19 protein-coding genes are annotated in these 17,719 nt (G+C 53.7%); 6 read left to right on the top strand and 13 right to left on the bottom strand.

Annotated features, from left to right (window positions below; all coding sequences use genetic code 11):
- Positions 1-334: 334 nt before the first annotated feature.
- Together AT687_RS03140 and AT687_RS13485 are read left to right on the top strand one after the other, a co-directional pair.
- The gene (locus AT687_RS03140; protein WP_014310146.1) at positions 335-595 is read left to right on the top strand and encodes a WhiB family transcriptional regulator; all 261 of its coding nucleotides are present in this window, start codon (positions 335-337) and stop codon (positions 593-595) included.
- 107 nt (positions 596-702) lie between these two features.
- Positions 703-777 carry a 50S ribosomal protein bL37 gene (locus tag AT687_RS13485; protein WP_014300525.1) on the top strand — a complete coding sequence of 25 codons (75 nt, stop codon included), beginning with the start codon at positions 703-705 and terminating at the stop codon, positions 775-777.
- 142 nt (positions 778-919) lie between these two features.
- On the opposite strand, the gene rsrA is transcribed toward AT687_RS13485, so the two are convergent.
- The gene (gene rsrA / locus AT687_RS03135; RefSeq protein ID WP_004567129.1) at positions 920-1,171 is read right to left on the bottom strand and encodes a mycothiol system anti-sigma-R factor; all 252 of its coding nucleotides are present in this window, start codon (positions 1,169-1,171) and stop codon (positions 920-922) included.
- Positions 1,168-1,791 carry a sigma-70 family RNA polymerase sigma factor gene (locus AT687_RS03130; protein WP_014318785.1) on the bottom strand — a complete coding sequence of 208 codons (624 nt, stop codon included), beginning with the start codon at positions 1,789-1,791 and terminating at the stop codon, positions 1,168-1,170. Before AT687_RS03130 ends, rsrA begins: the two co-directional genes overlap by 4 nt.
- Positions 1,792-1,836: 45 nt before the next feature.
- Between AT687_RS03130 and ybaK the strand changes: the two genes are divergently transcribed.
- Positions 1,837-2,340: a Cys-tRNA(Pro) deacylase gene (gene ybaK / locus AT687_RS03125; RefSeq protein ID WP_004567125.1), complete on the top strand. Its 504-nt coding sequence runs from the start codon at positions 1,837-1,839 to the stop codon at positions 2,338-2,340.
- Here ybaK and AT687_RS03120 read toward each other — a convergent pair.
- Positions 2,326-3,012: an SOS response-associated peptidase gene (locus AT687_RS03120; RefSeq protein WP_014318784.1), complete on the bottom strand. Its 687-nt coding sequence runs from the start codon at positions 3,010-3,012 to the stop codon at positions 2,326-2,328. The two genes, ybaK and AT687_RS03120, sit on opposite strands and share 15 nt — an antisense overlap.
- Here AT687_RS03120 and aroA point away from each other — a divergent pair.
- Together aroA and rsgA are read left to right on the top strand one after the other, a co-directional pair.
- The gene (aroA, locus tag AT687_RS03115; RefSeq protein ID WP_014318783.1) at positions 3,006-4,301 is read left to right on the top strand and encodes a 3-phosphoshikimate 1-carboxyvinyltransferase; all 1,296 of its coding nucleotides are present in this window, start codon (positions 3,006-3,008) and stop codon (positions 4,299-4,301) included. The two genes, AT687_RS03120 and aroA, sit on opposite strands and share 7 nt — an antisense overlap.
- A 4-nt stretch (positions 4,302-4,305) precedes the next feature.
- Positions 4,306-5,313, top strand: a complete 1,008-nt coding sequence (gene rsgA / locus AT687_RS03110) for a ribosome small subunit-dependent GTPase A (RefSeq protein WP_014318782.1) — start codon at positions 4,306-4,308, stop codon at positions 5,311-5,313.
- Position 5,314: 1 nt separating this feature from the next.
- Here rsgA and AT687_RS03105 read toward each other — a convergent pair whose 3' ends face one another.
- The 4 genes from AT687_RS03105 to AT687_RS03090 all read right to left on the bottom strand — a co-directional run bounded on the left by AT687_RS03105 (position 5,315) and on the right by AT687_RS03090 (position 8,833).
- Positions 5,315-6,595 (bottom strand): fatty acid desaturase family protein, encoded by a 1,281-nt coding sequence (locus tag AT687_RS03105; protein WP_014310142.1) that lies wholly within the window; start codon positions 6,593-6,595, stop codon positions 5,315-5,317.
- A 14-nt stretch (positions 6,596-6,609) separates the two neighbouring features.
- Complete coding sequence (locus AT687_RS03100) at positions 6,610-7,680, bottom strand: ferredoxin reductase (RefSeq protein WP_014318781.1); 1,071 nt, start codon at positions 7,678-7,680, stop codon at positions 6,610-6,612.
- A gap of 224 nt (positions 7,681-7,904) precedes the next feature.
- Entirely contained in the window at positions 7,905-8,411 is a 507-nt protein-coding gene (locus tag AT687_RS03095; RefSeq protein WP_014318780.1) for a DUF6912 family protein, read from the bottom strand.
- Positions 8,412-8,422: 11 nt separating this feature from the next.
- Complete coding sequence (locus AT687_RS03090) at positions 8,423-8,833, bottom strand: HAD-IA family hydrolase (protein ID WP_004567112.1); 411 nt, start codon at positions 8,831-8,833, stop codon at positions 8,423-8,425.
- A gap of 117 nt (positions 8,834-8,950) precedes the next feature.
- Between AT687_RS03090 and AT687_RS03085 the strand changes: the two genes are divergently transcribed.
- Positions 8,951-9,436: a hypothetical protein gene (locus tag AT687_RS03085; protein WP_227917073.1), complete on the top strand. Its 486-nt coding sequence runs from the start codon at positions 8,951-8,953 to the stop codon at positions 9,434-9,436.
- 60 nt (positions 9,437-9,496) lie between these two features.
- Here the strand turns inward: AT687_RS03085 and secA are convergent, their stop codons facing one another.
- From secA to mtrA, 6 genes are all read right to left on the bottom strand, one after another.
- Complete coding sequence (secA, locus tag AT687_RS03080) at positions 9,497-12,058, bottom strand: preprotein translocase subunit SecA (protein ID WP_014318778.1); 2,562 nt, start codon at positions 12,056-12,058, stop codon at positions 9,497-9,499.
- A gap of 177 nt (positions 12,059-12,235) precedes the next feature.
- On the bottom strand, positions 12,236-12,898 hold the full coding sequence (gene hpf, locus AT687_RS03075) for a ribosome hibernation-promoting factor, HPF/YfiA family (RefSeq protein WP_004567106.1): 663 nt from the start codon (positions 12,896-12,898) through the stop codon (positions 12,236-12,238).
- Between the two features lie 135 nt (positions 12,899-13,033).
- Positions 13,034-13,636: a ComF family protein gene (locus AT687_RS03070; protein WP_014310139.1), complete on the bottom strand. Its 603-nt coding sequence runs from the start codon at positions 13,634-13,636 to the stop codon at positions 13,034-13,036.
- Positions 13,637-13,656: 20 nt separating this feature from the next.
- On the bottom strand, positions 13,657-15,402 hold the full coding sequence (gene lpqB, locus AT687_RS03065) for an MtrAB system accessory lipoprotein LpqB (protein WP_014318777.1): 1,746 nt from the start codon (positions 15,400-15,402) through the stop codon (positions 13,657-13,659).
- Entirely contained in the window at positions 15,395-16,906 is a 1,512-nt protein-coding gene (gene mtrB / locus AT687_RS03060; RefSeq protein ID WP_014318776.1) for an MtrAB system histidine kinase MtrB, read from the bottom strand. Before mtrB ends, lpqB begins: the two co-directional genes overlap by 8 nt.
- 63 nt (positions 16,907-16,969) lie before the next feature.
- Positions 16,970-17,647, bottom strand: coding sequence for an MtrAB system response regulator MtrA (gene mtrA / locus AT687_RS03055; RefSeq protein ID WP_014318775.1), 678 nt, complete (start codon positions 17,645-17,647; stop codon positions 16,970-16,972).
- Positions 17,648-17,719: the final 72 nt, after the last annotated feature.

Raw genomic sequence — 17,719 nt, 5'->3', positions numbered from 1 at the left:
TTTTGATTCTCAATCCCCCCTTAAGTTACTCGCCAATATCCCACATTGAGACTGATAGCAACCCTCCCCCAACATGTGATCCTTAACACTTTTTAAGCGTTAACTCTTCCCAAGCGCGAGCGGACATGTCATTATTTCCAAGTACCTCAGGCGAGAACATGTGTTTCCCGCCCACCTTGAGGCATACAAAGAACCCCCACCGCACTCACTCAGCATCCATGATGTGAGTCTTTGCGTGATTCTGCCACCTTCCCCAGCCAACAACTGTCGGAAAGTGAGTTTCGTATGCCCTCAAAGTGCCCTGTTGAACGTGTAGTGATTTTAGGAGACCACAATGGATTGGCGCCATGAAGCCGTTTGTCGCGATGAAGATCCCGAGCTCTTCTTCCCTGTCGGCAACTCTGGCCCAGCGTTGGCACAGGTCGCTGCAGCAAAAGTAGTGTGCAACCGCTGCCCAGTTACCTCCCAGTGCCTCGCATGGGCATTGGAAACCGGCCAGGATGCCGGCGTTTGGGGCGGCATGAGCGAAGATGAGCGTCGCGCGCTCAAGCGCCGTAAGAACCGCGGCCGTGGTCGCGCACGCGCTAACGCATAGCTGTTACCCCCTGCGGGGTTTCCCCACCGATTTTCCGAGTCACCTCCTCACCTACTAAGGTGGTGTTTCGATATTGACATTTTCTGCAACCTATAAGGAGCACCGCCATGAGCAAGCGTGGACGTAAGCGCAAGGACCGTCGTAAGAACAAGGCTAACCACGGTAAGCGCCCTAACTCTTAAGTCATTAAGAGCACAACAAAGCTCGCGATTCGAGGCCATCTCCCAGATAATGGAAAAGATGGACTTTGCATCGCGAGCTTTTTCCTTTACGCACGGTTTGAGATGATGCTTGGCGGAAAAGATCCCTTAAGCCACTAGGTCTTTACTGGTATTTGATCTGGGTAATGGAGATCGAATACGTGATCTTTTCCCGCAGTGTAGCCGGTGCGGTGCCACAGCAGCAGCGTTTTAGCAATCCACGTAGTTCGGTTTCTGCTTCTACAATCTCAGCACAATGTGGGCACTGAGCTAAATGCGCCTGCAGGCGAGCACAATCGACTGGAGAAAGCTCCCTGTCGAGTAAGGCGTACATGTACTCGCGTAATTCGGAACAAGAACATCCCTCGTGGCTCATGCTTTGTTCTTCCTTCCTGCAGTATCAGTGGTGTGATCTGCATGTTTATCCTCAACCGCAATTCCGTGTTCTTGCGCCACGTCTTTCAACGCCTCACGCAACTGTTTTCTTCCACGATGGAGTCGACTCATCACGGTTCCCAGTGGGGTACCCATGATCTCTGCGATCTCTTTGTATGCCAAACCCTCAACATCTGCGTAGTAAACGACCATGCGGTAGTCCTCGCTGAGGTCGTACATGGCTTGGGCAATGCGCTGATTAGGAAGGTTTTTCAAGGCTTCCACCTCAGCGGATTCTAAACCGACTGATTCATGGGAGGACGTGGCCAATAGCTGATGATCGGTCACATCTTCAGAAGATTGCTGCGTAGGCTGCCGCTTCTTTTTCCGATACGAATTGATGTACGTATTGGTCATAATGCGGTACAGCCATGCTTTGAGGTTGGTTCCCTCGCTAAAGCTATTGAAGGCTTGATATGCCTTAACGTAAGTTTCTTGGACTAGGTCCTCAGCGTCTGCTGGGTTACGCGTCATCCGGAGTGCGCCACCATAGAGTTGATCGAGCAACGGTAGCGCGTCACGCTCGAAACGTGCGTCAAGGTCGCTTGTTTTCGTAGCCACTGGTCTCCTTAGATATTGTTAAAACCATTCTAGTAGGAGGCATAAATGAGCAAGAAAAAGCCGTCCGGTGCTACACCTGCACTCGCTGTGTTGGAAGCTGCGGGTATCGAACATTCGGTGTCTACTTTTGAAGGTGGCACAGACCATTTTGGTGACGCGGCAGCTGCGGCACTCGACGTAGATTCGGATAGGATTTTTAAAACACTGGTCATCGATTTAACTGCGGGTAAAGGACCCAAGCGTCAACTTGCGGTGGCTTGTATTCCGGTGACCTCAAAGTTGAGCTTAAAAAAGGCAGCGGCTGCGTTGGGCGCGTCAAAAGCCACGATGGCGGACCAACACGATGCGGCTAAGTCGTCAGGTTATATTCCTGGCGGTATTTCTCCTATAGGTCAGAAACACCCGCTGCCCACTGTGGTAGATGAGACAGCCATTTTGTTTGACACGATTTTTGTTTCCGGCGGCAAACGTGGTCTTGATGTGGAACTCAGTGGCGAAGATCTTATTCGCGTCGTTGACGGAAGTTTCGCGGATTTACAGGCTGAATAGATCCGTGGGGGCGTCGATAAGCTCTGGGTAGTCGTTTCGGATATTTCCCACGCTGGGGTCAGCTAGGCTCGTATGAAAGGCGGATGCATCGCCGGGAGTAAGAAGTCCGCTGGCCTCGTCGGCGCTGCCACGCAGCCATATGGCAAGCTCGTCGTTGTTTAAAAACCTCGGCATGCGATGATGCAGCCAGTCCAAAGGCGCAACGGAATCTGTGGTAATCATCGTGGCTGAAAGCATGCCAGCACCGCTATCCCACAGACCGGCAACCCATGTGGGTGCACCAGTAGTAATCCAATATGGTTTCTTGTTGTGCCATTCGTAATAGCCATCCATGGGGATCGCACACCGCTGAGTACTAAACGCCTGACGAAAACTCGGCTTGGTAGTCACTGTTTCTGCGCGCGCATTAAACAACGGTGGTAACGTGACCTCGCGCTTCCATGCAGGAATCAGTCCCCAACGTGCTGGCTCAATAACAGCCTCCGTTGGTGTTGTTCCCACCCTAAGAATCGGAATGATCGTGGTTGGAGCGATGTTATAGCGCGCCGGTGGCATACCTTTCGGCGCGTGAATGCTGTGAAAAATCCGCAGCGCTGGGTGTCCCAAAAGCGACTCGTCGGTGGTAAACAAAACAAAGCGTCCGCACATGCCTTTATTATGGAGGAATGGCACAATTGTGGGACGCACCAACCCCAACCAATGCGGTACATGCAACTGTACGGGTTCCGGGGTCTAAGTCGATGACCAACCGCGCGCTTATCTTGTCCGCGATCGCTCATCGCCCAGCACAGATAAACGGGGCGCTACGTTCACGCGACACCGACTTAATGATCCGCGCGCTCACCGCCCTAGGTGCTAGCGTGCGTTTCGACGACCCCAATCACGGTGCGGCATCCACATCACTGTACGTCACCCCCGCGCCTTTCCACAGCGCCACCATCGACTGCGGCCTGGCCGGAACAGTCATGCGTTTTGTTCCGCCCATTGCTGCATTAGCGCATGGCAGTGTGTTCTTTGACGGAGATGTGCAAGCACGTACTCGCCCCATGGGAGAAATCCTCGATGCCCTCCGCACGCTGGGGGTAACTGTTACCGGCACCCAGCTCCCCTTCCATGTGGAAGCCTCAGGACAGCCCGCCGGCGGTGTAGTCGACATCGACGCGTCTGGATCCTCCCAGTTCGTCTCGGGACTTTTGCTTGCCGGCGCACGCTATCGCACCGGATTGACCGTGCGGCATATCGGCGGCAAGTTGCCAAGCCTGCCGCATATTGAGATGACTGTTGATATGCTGCGTCTTGCTGGTGTGCAGGTGGATGATTCCGTAGAAAACGAATGGCGAGTAGAACCAGGTGACGTAGAAGCTCGAACTTGGAACATCGAACCGGATCTCTCCAATGCCACGCCGTTTCTCGCAGCGGCAGCCGTGACCGGCGGGACGGTCACCATTCCGGATTGGCCACAGCGCACGACCCAAGCCGGCGACGTGATCCGCGATATTTTAAGTCGTATGGGCTGCACCGTTGAGATGATTTCTCGAGGTTCGAGTTTTGATCTGCGCGTAACTGGCCCAGCGCGCGGTCAGCTGAAGGGAATTTCTCTCGACATGTCCGATATTGGTGAGCTCACCCCCACTGTTGCAGCTCTGGCGGCTCTTGCCACAACACCTTCAAAGTTGGTGGGAATCGCTCATCTGCGTGGGCATGAGACTGATCGGCTAGCGGCGTTGACTCAAGAAATCACAGGTCTTGGTGGCTCATGTACCGAGCTTGCCGACGGCCTCCACATCACACCCAGTACGCTTCATGGCGGGACGTGGCATTCCTATGCGGATCACCGAATGGCTACTGCTGGTGCCATCATCGGCCTTGTTGTTGGCGGTGTCCAGGTTGACGACATTGACACGACGTCGAAGACTCTGCCTGGTTTTGCCGATATGTGGCACACGATGGTGCGGGGCTAGGTCGATGGCACGCAGAAACTCTCATCGCCAATGGGATGAATCCGACGTACGTGTACGCCCCGGCAAAGGCTCACGCCCCCGTACGAAAGACCGCCCGAAGCATGACAACGCTGAATTCGGCATGGTTGTGACCAAAGACCGCGGACGCTGGGGTGTTGTCCTTGACGGTCAGGACACACCAGTGGTGTGTATGCGCGCCCGCGAGATGGGGCGCACACCCGTGGAAGTTGGCGATCGAGTAGGAATTGTGGGTGATACCTCAGGACGGCCAGGCTCTCTTGCGCGCATTGTGAAACTCGCAGAGCGCAGCAGCGTGTTACGGCGAACTGCAGATGACACCGATCCTTACGAGCGCATTGTTGTTGCCAACGCGCAGCAACTGCTCATCGTCTGCGCCGTTGCCGATCCCGCGCCACGCGCAGGTTTTGTCGAACGCGCTCTGGTAGCTGCATTCGTGGGCAATCTTCAGCCAGTGATCTGCCTGACCAAATCTGATCTCGCAGACCCCACCGAGTTCGCCTCCGAGTTCGCAGCCCTCAACGTTCCCGTTGTGGTGTGCGGTGTAGAAGACCCACTGGCGCCGCTTCAAAAATTCACCCACGGTGCTATTTCTGCGACCATTGGGCATTCTGGGGTAGGCAAATCGACGTTGGTAAACCGCCTAGTGCCCTCCGCGGCACGCGAAACCGGTGAGGTATCCGGCGTGGGTAAAGGTCGCCACACCTCGACTCAAGCCGTCGCATTGCAGTTGCCGGAAGGCGGCTGGATCATCGATACCCCAGGTATCAGATCCTTCGGCCTCGCCCACGTCGATGCCGATACCGTCATCGGTGTATTTGAAGACCTCCATGAAGCAGTCGAACGATGCCCGCGCGGTTGCATCCACATGGGTCCTCCCGCCGACCCCGAATGCGTCCTCGACACTTTCGACGCAGACTCCCCCACTGGTCGCCGCGTTGTCGCGGTGCGCAAGTTGCTCGGCGCCTTGCGCACCAACGTGGATTGGGAATAGATCAGTGCTGTTGATTTCCCCGCGGCTTGCGTCCTGAATAGATCAAGATGGCATCTTTGATACTCGGGCGCAGGCGTTTGAGTAGTTTTAGGCCCGTGCGTAGGCCGCTTCCGTTGCTTCCGCCTGCCAGTTGATTTTCAATCTCAGGGTTTTGCGAAAATGCTCGGTTCGAGCGCACCTCGGGGGCATTATCTGGGCTCGCCACTAAGTACTTATTGGGAAGGGTGAGCTTGAGCAGTGTTTTTTGCACCTTGAACAACTGTGCTGGGAAAGAATCGACGTTGTATGGCAGATCGTATTCGTCGCACAGCGCACGCACTTTCTCTCCTACTTCTGCCAGACGATTCGATGGTATATCTGGGAACAGGTGATGTTCAATCTGGTAATTCAAATTGCCCGACATGATGGTGAGCAACTTGCCGCCATAGAAGTTTGCAGACCCCAGCATTTGGCGTAGATACCACTGATTGTGGTCCTCGTTTTTAAACTGTTCTTTGGTAAATGTCTCGGCCTCATCAGGAAAATGTCCGCAGAAGATAACAGAATATGCCCACACTGAGCGCACTAGGTTGGCAACCGCATTTGCCTTCACTGCCTGCGGAAAGGCCTTTCTAGCAAGTGCTGGATAGAAAACGTAGTCGCGAGCAAGCTGGCGACCTGCTTTGTTCGTCGTCTCCCAGAATTTGTCTTTTGTGTCATTCCAATCAGCGCGTTTAGTCAGATAGCGCCCAAGTTCCACATCGTAGTACCCCACCGCCCACTGGAACATCGCTGCCAGCACGGTATTCACCGCTGGTTGGAAAGCATGTAGTGGTGTCCATTTTCGGTCGCGGGTCACGCGCAAGATTCCGTATCCCACATCGTTGTCCATTCCCAGCACATTGGTGTAGGTGTGGTGAACAAAGTTATGTGAGTGCATCCATTGTGATGATGGGCAGACAATGTCCCACTCCCATGTGGTGGAGTGGATTTCGGGATCATTCATCCAATCCCATTGCCCATGAAGCACGTTATGCCCGATTTCGAGATTTTCTAGGATTTTCGCAGTGCTGAGCAACCCTGTTCCGAGCCACCAACACTTCTTATTTCCCGCAAACAACAGCGCGAATCGACCAGCTGCCTCAAGGCTACGTTGGGTACGAATCAAACGCTTGATGTAGGCCACGTCCCGAGCACCTAGTGATTGCGTTACCTCTGCTTTGATCTGATCTAGGCGACGACCGATTTCTTCGATGTCTGCGTCGCTTAAGTGTGCATACGCTTTAATGTTGTCGATTGCCATGAAATTGTTCCGTCCTATGCTTCGATAGTGATGTCGCCTGCAGCTACGCACACGCAGGTACGAATACGTGACCCCGGCTCATGAGTCTCACCGGTTACGAGGTTGGTTGCGTGGCCATGAGTCAGCGGACGCACACAGGTGTGGCACAACCCCATACGGCAGCCGAAGGGAAGTTGTACTCCCGCCTGCTCTCCTGCCTCGAGAACCGTGGTGGCACCGTCGACAAGCACGCTGGCACGCTGCCCAAAGCTCACCGTGCCACCCTGCGCTGTTGTGGCCTTTCGATTCAGCAAAAATCGCTCGGTCGTGAGGTTAACGTGATTCTTATTCGCCCATGACTCGTACGCATCAAGCATGGTGGACGGACCGCAGGCGAACACAGTGCGGCTTGTTATATCAGGAACTATCGACGCCACCGTCTCCGGCGCCACCCGCCCCTGCGAGGACGTCTCTTGTACCACCACACGCAGCTGCGGGTGTTGCGTTGACATTCGCGCTAATGCCTCAAGAAACAACCCATGGGCGCGATCGCGTATCGAATACACCAGCACCACGTCAGTTTCGGCAAACTGTTGGCGCTCAGCCATCGTGCGCAGCATGGAGATAATCGGCGTAATGCCTGTTCCTGCAGCAATGAGTGCAAGCTTTGGGGGCAACGGAGTGGGGAGATGAAAACTGCCAGCAGGGGCAGACAAGCGCACCGTGGTTCCTGGAGTAGCGTGGCCTACCAAGTGATTTGAGAGCTTGCCATGTTCTACCGCGCGCACCGTGATCGATAACAATGAGTCAGAGGTTGTCGGTGTGCAGGTCAGTGAATAGCTGCGCCAGATGTATCTGCCATCGACTTCCACACCAATTCCGATAAATTGACCAGGTTCAAATTGGGTGGGCACACCCCAGCCCGGCACGATGTCAAGATGAACAACGTCTGCTTCTCGACGAACAGCTGCGATAGTTCCACGAAGTTCGCGTGTTGACCAGCGTGGGTTAATCAGCACCGAGTAATCATCTGGCAGAAGTGGCGTGGTAAATCTACCAAGGATTTTTCGCACCTTTGAGAGACGATCTTTCGACGTCCGTGCCATGACATTCTTCCCTTCCCAAACGTAACCTACGGTTAGGTAACCGAAGTGAGTATGCATGTTACGTCAGAGTAAGTTTTTGCGTCAAACATTTAGAGAAAAAAGTATCTCTGTCTAAGAAAGACCACCCCCTAACCCTCATGCTGAACATGCCCTCCGAACAGCGAAAACACAAAAAACGCACCCCTGCCACAACCGTGACAACAGTGCGCCTTAAAAAAGATGATCTACAGCAGATCCACCAAAGCCGACAATTCCGAAGGGTCATACCACGCCAAGAAATTATCCAAAGCATCACCTACCGCCAACTCGGCATCCTCATCACCCAAATCAGCGGCATCGATAACCTCAATAGCCTTAGCCGTGGCAGCCTCCGAGCCTTCTACATCAACATGGATCGCTGCCACAGAGTCGAAGCCCACAACGGCAGGATCCAACACCACAACAGACTCGCCAAGATCCGGCCGAAGAATAATCACCTCATCAGGAACATCCACCGACACCACCACACGGCGATATGGAAACGCCTCTTGGTCACCAATCGCCAGCAAGCGAATAGACGCCAACGCAGCATCCTCAAACGCAGACTCCGCGATTTCCTCCTCATCACCTGCCGTATAAAAATCCCGCAGCGCAGGCGTTACCGCAAAGCCATACCCCGAACGCGCAACAATACTGCCCTGCGCATCCAGCTCTTGCAGCATGGAAAAAGTAGCCGGAAGATAAACCCGCATGTCGAACTCCCCTAGAACTCGCCGTCAAGACCGAAAAGGCCCGCAATCTCTACAACCGCACGGTCAAAATGCTGATAAAACACACCAACAAGACCGCTTTCCACAGCACCACGCACATTCAAAATCGAATCATCCACCATCACGCAATCACGCATAGGCAAATCAATCGCATCCGCAGCCGCTTGGAACGCAGCCTCCGAAGGCTTCTCCGCACCAATCTCACCGCTCAAAATCACCGCATCCACAATGCCCTGTGTCTGCAACACACGGATAGGATCAGCCGCTGGGCCACCAGGATCGTTCGACAACACCGCAGTGCCAATGCCATGCGCACGGGCAGCAGCCAAGAGGTTACGCCAGCGACGCTGGTCCTCATCCGGTCCATCGAGGACACCTACATAATCGACGATCAAGCCACGCACGGCCTATCCCCACCTCCGCATATATGGTATGGAATTTACGAACTTTCTTCGCTATTGTGTCACACAAGTCGGTCCGAACGCGCGCCCACGCGTCACACATGCCCAAAATTGTCTGCCTTGAGTACTAACAATCACGCTCAAGGAGCCACTACAACCATCATGCTAACCCCAATCCCAGGGATGAGCTATCTCAAATCCTTTCGGAAGGAATCGACGATTCCTTCCGAAACTCCCCGTCGCCTACCAACAAAAATCAAGCGCGACGCGTTCACCCTTTCTGCAACAGCACTCAATGCCGCATTTGGACGTCGTCACGCGTCAACGCTTGCCGACGCCCTCTACTCCGAGCAAATTCGCCGCCTAGTATCTGCCAGAAGACGCGGCAAAGCCCCAATGGCATCAACCCCACTAATCGTGGAAAGCCTGCATTTTCATCAACGCAACCAGCTCATCGATGCAGTAGGGGCAAGCACCTTTCAAGGTCGCCACATTGGATTTCTTGCACAATTCGAACCGCGCGATCCAACCAGTACCCATCCACAGGTGATCCGAATGCGCAGTCTGCGACTTATCGAGCCACCGCCTAATAAACCTTCGCCATAGAAACGACAACGCCGCCTCCCTAAAACAACAGGAGGCGGCGTTGTTATGGCGGTGGAAGAATTAGGCTTCTACGGTGCCTTCTTCCGTTTCCGCTGGCTGCTCATTTGCAACTGCAAACTGCTTGCGCAGCAAGAATAGTTGGCGAACAGTTTCTTCCTTTACGGCGTCTTTCATGGCATTGAACATGTCGCCACCCTCCTTTTGGTACTCGACCAGTGGGTCACGCTGAGCCATGGCACGCAGACCGATACCTTCCTTGAGGTAATCCATCTCGTAGAGGTGCTCGCGCCACTTGGTATCGATAACCGGCAGGATAACCATGCGCTCAATGTTGCGCATCTGTGCCTCGCCACCGATAGCGGTGACGTTTTCCTCTAGCTCCGCGTACTGCTTGTGTGCGTCTTCCAGAACAGCTTTACGCAGATCGGAAGCAGAAAGCTCACCAGATTCACCATAGGAATCACCATCAATGAGCTCTTGTGCGCTAAAGGATGGGCCATAGAGAGACTCGAGAGCGTTCCACAGGGTTTCTAGATCCCAGTCCTCAACGTAGCCGGTCGCGGTAGCAGCATCGACATAGGCACCGATGGTGTCATCAATCATCTTTTGAATATCGGCCGCGATGTCAGCCGATTCGAGGATCTCACGACGCTCGGTGTAAATGACCTTGCGCTGCTCATTCATGACCTCGTCGTACTTCAAGACGTTCTTACGCATCTCAAAGTTCTGATTCTCCACCGATGTCTGGGCCGACTTGATGGAGTTGGTCACCATCTTGGCCTCGATAGGTACATCGTCTGGAACGTTGAGGCGGTTCATCATGTTTTCCATGGTCTGGCCAACGAAACGAACCATGAGGTCATCACGCATAGACAGGTAGAAACGAGTGGTGCCAGGATCGCCCTGACGACCAGCGCGACCACGCAACTGGTTATCAATACGACGCGACTCGTGGCGCTCGGTACCCAGCACGTAAAGGCCGCCAGCTTCACGAACCTCCTCCGCTAGCTCAGCACCTTTTTCCTTGACGCGTGCCAGCTCGGCATCCCACGCTGCCTCGTACTCTTCAGGAGTATCAACTGGGTTGAGACCACGCTCACGCAGGTTAATGTCAGCAATGATGTCTGCGTTGCCACCGAGCACGATGTCGGTACCACGACCGGCCATGTTTGTTGCCACGGTAACTGCACCAGGCAGACCCGCCTTGGCCACGATCTGGGCTTCCTGCTCGTGGAACTTAGCGTTGAGCACGCTGTGCTTGATTCCACGGCGCTGCAGCAGCTGGGAGAGATACTCGGAGCGCTCAACAGAGGTGGTACCAACGAGAACAGGCTGTCCCTTTGTTACGCGTTCAGAGATGTCATCCACCACGGCAGCAAACTTGGCTTCTTGGGTCTTGTACACCAAGTCAGTCATGTCTTCACGCTGGTTCGGACGGTTGGTAGGAATCGGGATAACGTCCAGCTTGTAGATCTGGTGGAGCTCAGATGCTTCCGTTTCTGCAGTACCCGTCATACCCGAGAGCTTGTCGTACAGGCGGAAGTAGTTCTGCAGCGTGATGGTTGCCAGAGTCTGGTTCTCGTTTTTGATCTCGACGTTTTCTTTCGCCTCGATCGCTTGGTGCATACCCTCATTGTAGCGACGTCCATCAAGAACACGACCAGTGAAATCATCAACGATCAGAACTTCACCGTTGCGCACAATGTAGTCCTTGTCACGGTTGAACAGCTCTTTGGCCTTGATGGCATTGTTCAGGTAGCTCACCAGCTGGGAGTGCTCAGGAGCGTAAAGGTTATCGATTCCGAGCTGATCTTCGACAAAGGCAACGCCTTCTTCACGTACACCGACGGTACGTTTACGGTTATCCACTTCATAGTGGATGTCGCGAGTCATACGAGGAACGATCTGAGCGAAAACGCTATACCACTGCGATGATCCTTCTACTGGACCAGAAATAATTAGCGGCGTACGTGCCTCGTCGATAAGAATGGAGTCAACCTCGTCAACGATCGCATAGTGGTGACCGCGCTGAACGAGCTCATCGAGAGAGCGCACCATGTTATCGCGCAGGTAGTCAAAGCCCAACTCGTTGTTGGTGCCGTAAGTGATGTCAGCATTGTAGGCTTCACGACGCTCCGCAGGCTGCATGTTCGCCAAGATCACACCAACATTAAGGCCTAGCCAGCGGTGCACACGACCCATCCACTCAGCGTCACGCTTAGCCAAGTAGTCGTTCACGGTAACAACATGAACACCCTTGCCTTCGAGAGCATTGAGGTATGCCGGAAGCACACAGGTCAAGGTCTTACCCTCACCAGTTCGCATCTCGGCTACGTTGCCAAAGTGCAACGCAGCACCACCCATAATCTGCACTGGGTAGTGCTTCTGACCCAGCACGCGCCACGACGCCTCACGGGCAACCGCAAATGCCTCAAGCAAGAGGTCATCTACTGGTTCACCTTGTGCAATGCGCTCTTGAAATTCATGGGTCTTAGCCTTGAGCTCCTCGTCAGTAAGATCGGTGTAATCCGCCTCAAGTGCGATCACATCATCAGCGATCTTCTTCAGGCGCTTGACGGCCCGTCCTTCGCCAACGCGAAGCATCTTGGAAAGTCCAAACACGTGTACTGAATCCTTTGAAAATAGTTTCGTCTTAACGTAGACATTCTAGGTCATTGCTACCTTATACCAAGAACCCAGATCACCGAGTGCCGGAGATCTGGGTTCTCAATTTAGCCTAGGCTAACACAATAGCGCTATCAGCAATAGCGATATCGTGCGCTGACTTTGGGAGAAGGCCTATCCTTCTTTAGCGAGAGAAATCAAGCCGTAGTCGAATGCGCGACGGCGGTAAACCACCGATGGCTGGCCGGTTTCTTCGTTAACGAAGAGGTAGAAATCGTGTCCCACGAGTTCCATCTCAGATAGAGCGTCATCCACGCTCATTGGAGTAGATGGGTGCTCCTTGGTACGAACGATCTGCCCTGGGATGACATCTTCTACCTTGTCGGCATAAGGATCGTGATCGTATTTGTTTTCCTCGCGAGCAACTTCCGCTTCCTTAACAAGCTCAGCTGCAGCCTCGCCAGTACCCAAAGGTGCACGGTGGCCGGACAAGGAGATGGAACGACGAGCCTTTACTTTACGCAGCGAACGCTCCATACGAGCCAGCGCAGTCTCAAGAGCAGCGTAGAAGCTGTCTTCCTTAGCCTCGGCGCGGGCGATGTGACCCTTACCTGTAGCGGTGATCTGAATACGATCAGATTGCTCAGAGCGACGAGGGTTTGGCTCATGCTGCAACTCAACATGGAAGAAGTTCAGCGTTGGATCGAGACGGGAGATCTTTGCAAGCTTGGTATTCACCCGCTCCGCGAAGTGCTCAGGCACTTCTACGTTACGTCCGGTGATTGTCACCTTGACATCTGGGCTCAAGGTCTCGTTGCTTCCAGCAGGCGTGGTCATGATCACGTACCTTCCTGAGTCGGCCGCCACGGTTTTTAGTAAGTCGGATACTTACTTTCCGCTATCTGGCGGGGTTCAACTTCTACTGCCAACACTACATCTGGTCATAACCTTTTCGCTACCGGTTTCACCAACTTAAGAGCTAGCCCACCCCAAAGCTCCCCTTACTTTCACTCCGGCACTGGTCAGCACCGCTACCGACTCTGCTATCGTTGCCCCCGTTGTCACCACATCATCCACTAAAAGCACCGGACGAGAGGGACGCGACACAAGTTCCACCTTGCCCATCACGTTGCGTCGTCGCGCAGCTACATCAAGTCCCACGGAATCGCGCATCGATTCTTTCTCCCATAACGCCTGTTCAGAGCGGTATCCGGTCTTTTTGCATACTGCATACACTGGATCTCCACCGCGTTTGCGCGCCGATGATCGCTTTGTGGGAGCAGGTACCAAAATCGCATCATGATCTAGCTCACCAGCCGCTATGAGATATTCCACAGCAGCTGCCACACTAGCTGAAATGAATGGAATCAAGTCGCGGCGACCACGTTCTTTCAGATGAATGATCGATCGACGGCGCGACTGGCCGAATGCCCCCATGGACCACACGGGTACATGAGGATCAGTGGTAGTGGAAATACGTCGCGGGGGTGCCAGCCATTGCCGTTGGCACCGCTGGCACCATCGCACACCAGCTCGTCCACATCCCCCACACGAACGTGGTAATAACAATTCCATCATGTTCCCCCTAAATGTTGCTACCGAGGCACGACCAAGACTGAACGGCTCCCTTCTAGGCCTTGGACTTCACGCCAATATGTGGTTGAGGTATCAGAGTTGGGCAGCTCCAACGCTGCACGCGCATCTGAGATATACAACGTGGACTGCGAAGCAGCCACGTTCATCACAGGTGTAACAATGTTGCCTGCAGAAAGCTTAGAGCCCAACGATCCGTCTTGGGCAACGATCCACACTGGTGCATCTGGCTTAGAGGTTCCGATGATCAAGGAGCCATTAGGCTGCCATGCGAGTGACTGAGCTACATTCGCCAGCGATGGAATAATTTCTTGCACATTGACAAGTTTTCGCTGACCAGGGTTGGGTCGCGCCACTGTGGCGGTGTACACGCTTCCGTCGACAATAAATGCGGCGCGGACACCACTTCGAGAAAGCTGCAATGCGGAAATATTTTTACCTAAAGAACCCAGCTCCGATGTATCCACAACGGTTTCTACGATGCCCTCATTTTCCGATGACCGCGACAGGCGCACGACTTGATCAGAATCCTTGACCACCCACAATGATGAGGAAGAAAGCTCGAAACTCGGCGAAGTCAGCCTGCGAGCTTTCAGCACATCGACAAATTGTCCGCCGATAGGGCCGAGCATAAGCGTCGACGTTTTTGTATCTCCTTCGACTGTGGTACGCACAGCAGCTGTGGCGCCTGTTTTCGCTGACACCACCATCGACTCGATGTTATGGGTATTACCTAGCGTGCCCGTGGTAGGGGTTGCTAGCCCCTGATTAAGCTTCTTCACGCCATTGGAATTGAAGGCATACAGGCCACTATCAAAGGCTTGTTGAGGCAGCGGATTGTATTCGGCGAAGTCATCAACAGTTAGATCTTCGGAGCCGTTAATCGGAGACTTCATCGTAGCCCCATCGAACTTGAAACGGTACGGACCTGGTACTTCGGCTAGGGCGAGCGTCCATACGCTTTGCGCCGTTAGACGCTTGAGGCTGTCTTCATCCAGCGAAGATAACCCAGTGAACTGATAATAGTCGTCGTGGTAGCCCGCATAGGCAGCACCCGAAGGCACCTCGTTGACAACACCAGGAGCAAGGCTTTTCGACGGTCCTGTGAGGATAAGCGACAACAACGCACTTTCGTGGTTATCGTTATGCCCCATTTTTTCTTGGAAAATCCAACGACGATCCGCCACCAAAGTGGTGCCAGAGGTGTCAAAGAAATAGACCTGCTTTTGGCGGTAATGGTTCCACAGCTCATTTCTTTGCACCACAATTTGATCCGGCAAGGTAGAAATTCGCCACTGTCCATCTACCTTTTCCAAGCCAATCGTTGTGGAATAACGCTCGTTGCGTGGGCGATACTCGCCGCCCTCACCGATGGAACCAACGATGAGGCCGCGGACGTCGTAACGCCTATTTTTTGTGCTACTATCCGCCGCCGAATTGATTTCGATACCATCGAGTACGAGCGTTTCCGGCGCTGGATTCCAGCTTTGCGACGCTCGATGCGTCAAATAGCGACGTGCCAACGAATAGCGTTGCTGCGGATTGTTATTTGCCTCGTAAAAATCACGAAGCAGCAAATCAGGCTCTTGGTCTTCTACCGGCCCTTGAGGCTCCTCCGACGCAGACGCCTCGAAGCTTCGTAACGCCTGAGGTTCCGAGTTCGATGGCAACGACGTACATGCAGCGGTTGCTGCGGCACAACCCACAGCGATCAATACTGTGAGATACCTCGAAACATGGTTACGCATCGGCGTCCTCCAACGGGGGCTCTGGGGCAGCTAACTCAATAGGGGCTTCGGTAAATGATTGTTTAGGCACACGAGGAACCGTCAACAGGAACATAGTTCCAACCCCTGGGCGGCCCGCAGCACTGAGCTGGCCACCATGCAAAATGGCGTCTTCTCGGGAGATGGCAAGGCCCAAACCGGTGCCTCCGGAGTGGCGGACTCGGGAAGGATCCGCTCGCCAAAAGCGATTAAATACTAGGTCTTCTTGACCAGGCTTCAGGCCCACCCCGTGGTCGATAACCGCGACGGATACAGCCTCGTCATTTTCACGGCACAGCAAGGTGACGGGTTTGCCCTCAGAATGGTCAATTGCGTTGGCCAAAAGATTACGAAGGATTCGCTCGATACGACGGGAATCGCCCTTGATCTCTACCGGATTTTCAGGGACATCAATGATGATGTCTACTCCGAGCTCTTGGGCAAGATGGTCTACTTGCTGATGCGCTGAAGAAATACAAATTCGAATATCGAGGGTTGTTTCGGCAAGATCAGCTACACCGGCATCATGGCGCGAGATCTCCAGCAGATCCGCCAACAACGCCTCAAAGCGATCAAGTTCACGCACCATCAACTCCGAGGCTCGTCGAGTGCCAGGAGAAAGGTCATCGGCTTCGTCCACAATGAGATCAGCAGCCATACGTACCGTTGTCAACGGGGTACGCAGCTCATGTGAGACATCCGACGTAAACTGTTTTTGCAGGTTGCCGTATTCTTCCAGCTGATGAATCTGCCGCGACAAAGACTCCGCCATCGAGTTAAAGCTCATCGCTAGTCGTGCCATCTCATCTTCACCCGTAACCACCATGCGTTCGCGCAGATGACCCGAACTGAAACGCTCGGCAATACGCGAAGCCGAACGCACAGGAGTAATTACCTGCTGTGTGAGCAACCATGTGATTCCCACGAGGAGCACAACAAGGACTACCGCTGCACCGGAAAATAGGCCGCGTAGCAGCGCAAGAGTTGCCTCATCCGATTCCATCGACAACACCAAATACACCTGGGTGTTGGGAATATCAGAAGCCGTAGGGCTACCAATGATGAGGGCTTTGTATGTGCTGCCATCAACACGGTCAATAGTGGCAAATTGATACGAGACTTGCCCTTGGTCTACAAAGCTACGCAATCGTTCAGGAATGCGGTAGCCATCAGGAGAAGTAACAGTGGATCCATCGGGGTTAGACACCACAAGAACAGGCTCATAGGCAGCCGTATCGTCCGCGCTTGTTGCCCTACTGGTCAGTACCGCGCGCGCGGAATTGAGTCGAACTTGCACGCTGCTCGATGAGCCTGTTGATTCAATCTGTTGCTCGACTGAAGCACGGGCTCGATCAATTTCAGAACTGGCAACATCCAGTTTTGTGTTAACCAATCGCTGGGTAACAAAACTGACCAAGACAAATGCCAGCACCATCATCACCACGAGTGAAGCGGCAAAAATGGAGCCTAGAACCTTAAATTGCAACGAGGTACGCCACAGTTCTGCAATGCGATGACGTACCCGAGAAACACCCCGATAAATAGCGAGCTACTCCTGCCCTGTCTTATACCCCACTCCGCGCACTGTTAACACGATGTGCGGGTTTTCTGGGTCTTTCTCGATCTTTGAGCGCAGTCGCTGCACATGGACATTCACCAGTCTCGTGTCTGAGGCATTGCGATAGCCCCAAACTTTTTGCAGAAGTTCCTCACGTGTGAACACCTGCCCTGGTTTGCTTGCAAGCTCAAGCAGCAAATCAAACTCTAAAGGAGTGAGTTGAATTACCTCATCTCCTCGAGTGACTTCGTGGCCTAGGACGTCGATCGTAAGATCCCCGATCTCAATGGTTTCGGACGGAGAGTCCTCTGTACGACGCAAGCGTGCACGTAGTCGAGCGATGAGTTCTTTCGGCTTAAACGGCTTGTTGATGTAGTCATCTGCACCCGATTCCAAACCAAGGACTACGTCCACGGTGTCGGTTTTCGCCGTGAGCATGACGATAGGAACTGCCGATTCCTGCCGGATTATCCTACAAATGTCGATGCCGTTCATACCAGGCAGCATCAAATCGAGTAGGACTAGATCAGGCGATTCTGTCCTAAAGGCATCAACTGCTACTGCCCCATCAGTGACCGCGACCGGCTCAAATCCCTCGGCCTCCAGCACGATGGTCAGCATCTCTGAAATCGCAGGATCATCGTCGACAACCAAAATTTTCGGTGCCATACCGTCCGTGGTCCTTTCCATGTAAGCGGCTCACATGCGAGCCCAATAAGCGTCTTAGCACCTCATCGTAGT

The sequence above is a fragment of the Corynebacterium diphtheriae genome, assembly GCF_001457455.1.
Classification (GTDB): domain Bacteria; phylum Actinomycetota; class Actinomycetes; order Mycobacteriales; family Mycobacteriaceae; genus Corynebacterium; species Corynebacterium diphtheriae.
Note: the sequence above shows the minus strand (reverse complement) of the source record. Positions and strands in the feature narration are given on the sequence as shown.

What these genes read in the sequence shown, in the direction of transcription:
- aroA (WP_014318783.1), top strand. Translation starts at nt 3,006, where the DNA reads ATGGCACAATTGTGGGACGCACCAACCCCAACCAATGCGGTACATGCA.
- AT687_RS03095 (WP_014318780.1), bottom strand. Translation starts at nt 8,411, where the DNA reads ATGCGGGTTTATCTTCCGGCTACTTTTTCCATGCTGCAAGAGCTGGAT.
- ybaK (WP_004567125.1), top strand. Translation starts at nt 1,837, where the DNA reads ATGAGCAAGAAAAAGCCGTCCGGTGCTACACCTGCACTCGCTGTGTTG.
- mtrA (WP_014318775.1), bottom strand. Translation starts at nt 17,647, where the DNA reads ATGGCACCGAAAATTTTGGTTGTCGACGATGATCCTGCGATTTCAGAG.
- AT687_RS03100 (WP_014318781.1), bottom strand. Translation starts at nt 7,680, where the DNA reads ATGGCACGGACGTCGAAAGATCGTCTCTCAAAGGTGCGAAAAATCCTT.
- hpf (WP_004567106.1), bottom strand. Translation starts at nt 12,898, where the DNA reads ATGACCACGCCTGCTGGAAGCAACGAGACCTTGAGCCCAGATGTCAAG.
- rsrA (WP_004567129.1), bottom strand. Translation starts at nt 1,171, where the DNA reads ATGAGCCACGAGGGATGTTCTTGTTCCGAATTACGCGAGTACATGTAC.
- rsgA (WP_014318782.1), top strand. Translation starts at nt 4,306, where the DNA reads ATGGCACGCAGAAACTCTCATCGCCAATGGGATGAATCCGACGTACGT.
- AT687_RS03070 (WP_014310139.1), bottom strand. Translation starts at nt 13,636, where the DNA reads ATGGAATTGTTATTACCACGTTCGTGTGGGGGATGTGGACGAGCTGGT.
- AT687_RS03105 (WP_014310142.1), bottom strand. Translation starts at nt 6,595, where the DNA reads ATGGCAATCGACAACATTAAAGCGTATGCACACTTAAGCGACGCAGAC.
- AT687_RS03140 (WP_014310146.1), top strand. Translation starts at nt 335, where the DNA reads ATGGATTGGCGCCATGAAGCCGTTTGTCGCGATGAAGATCCCGAGCTC.
- lpqB (WP_014318777.1), bottom strand. Translation starts at nt 15,402, where the DNA reads ATGCGTAACCATGTTTCGAGGTATCTCACAGTATTGATCGCTGTGGGT.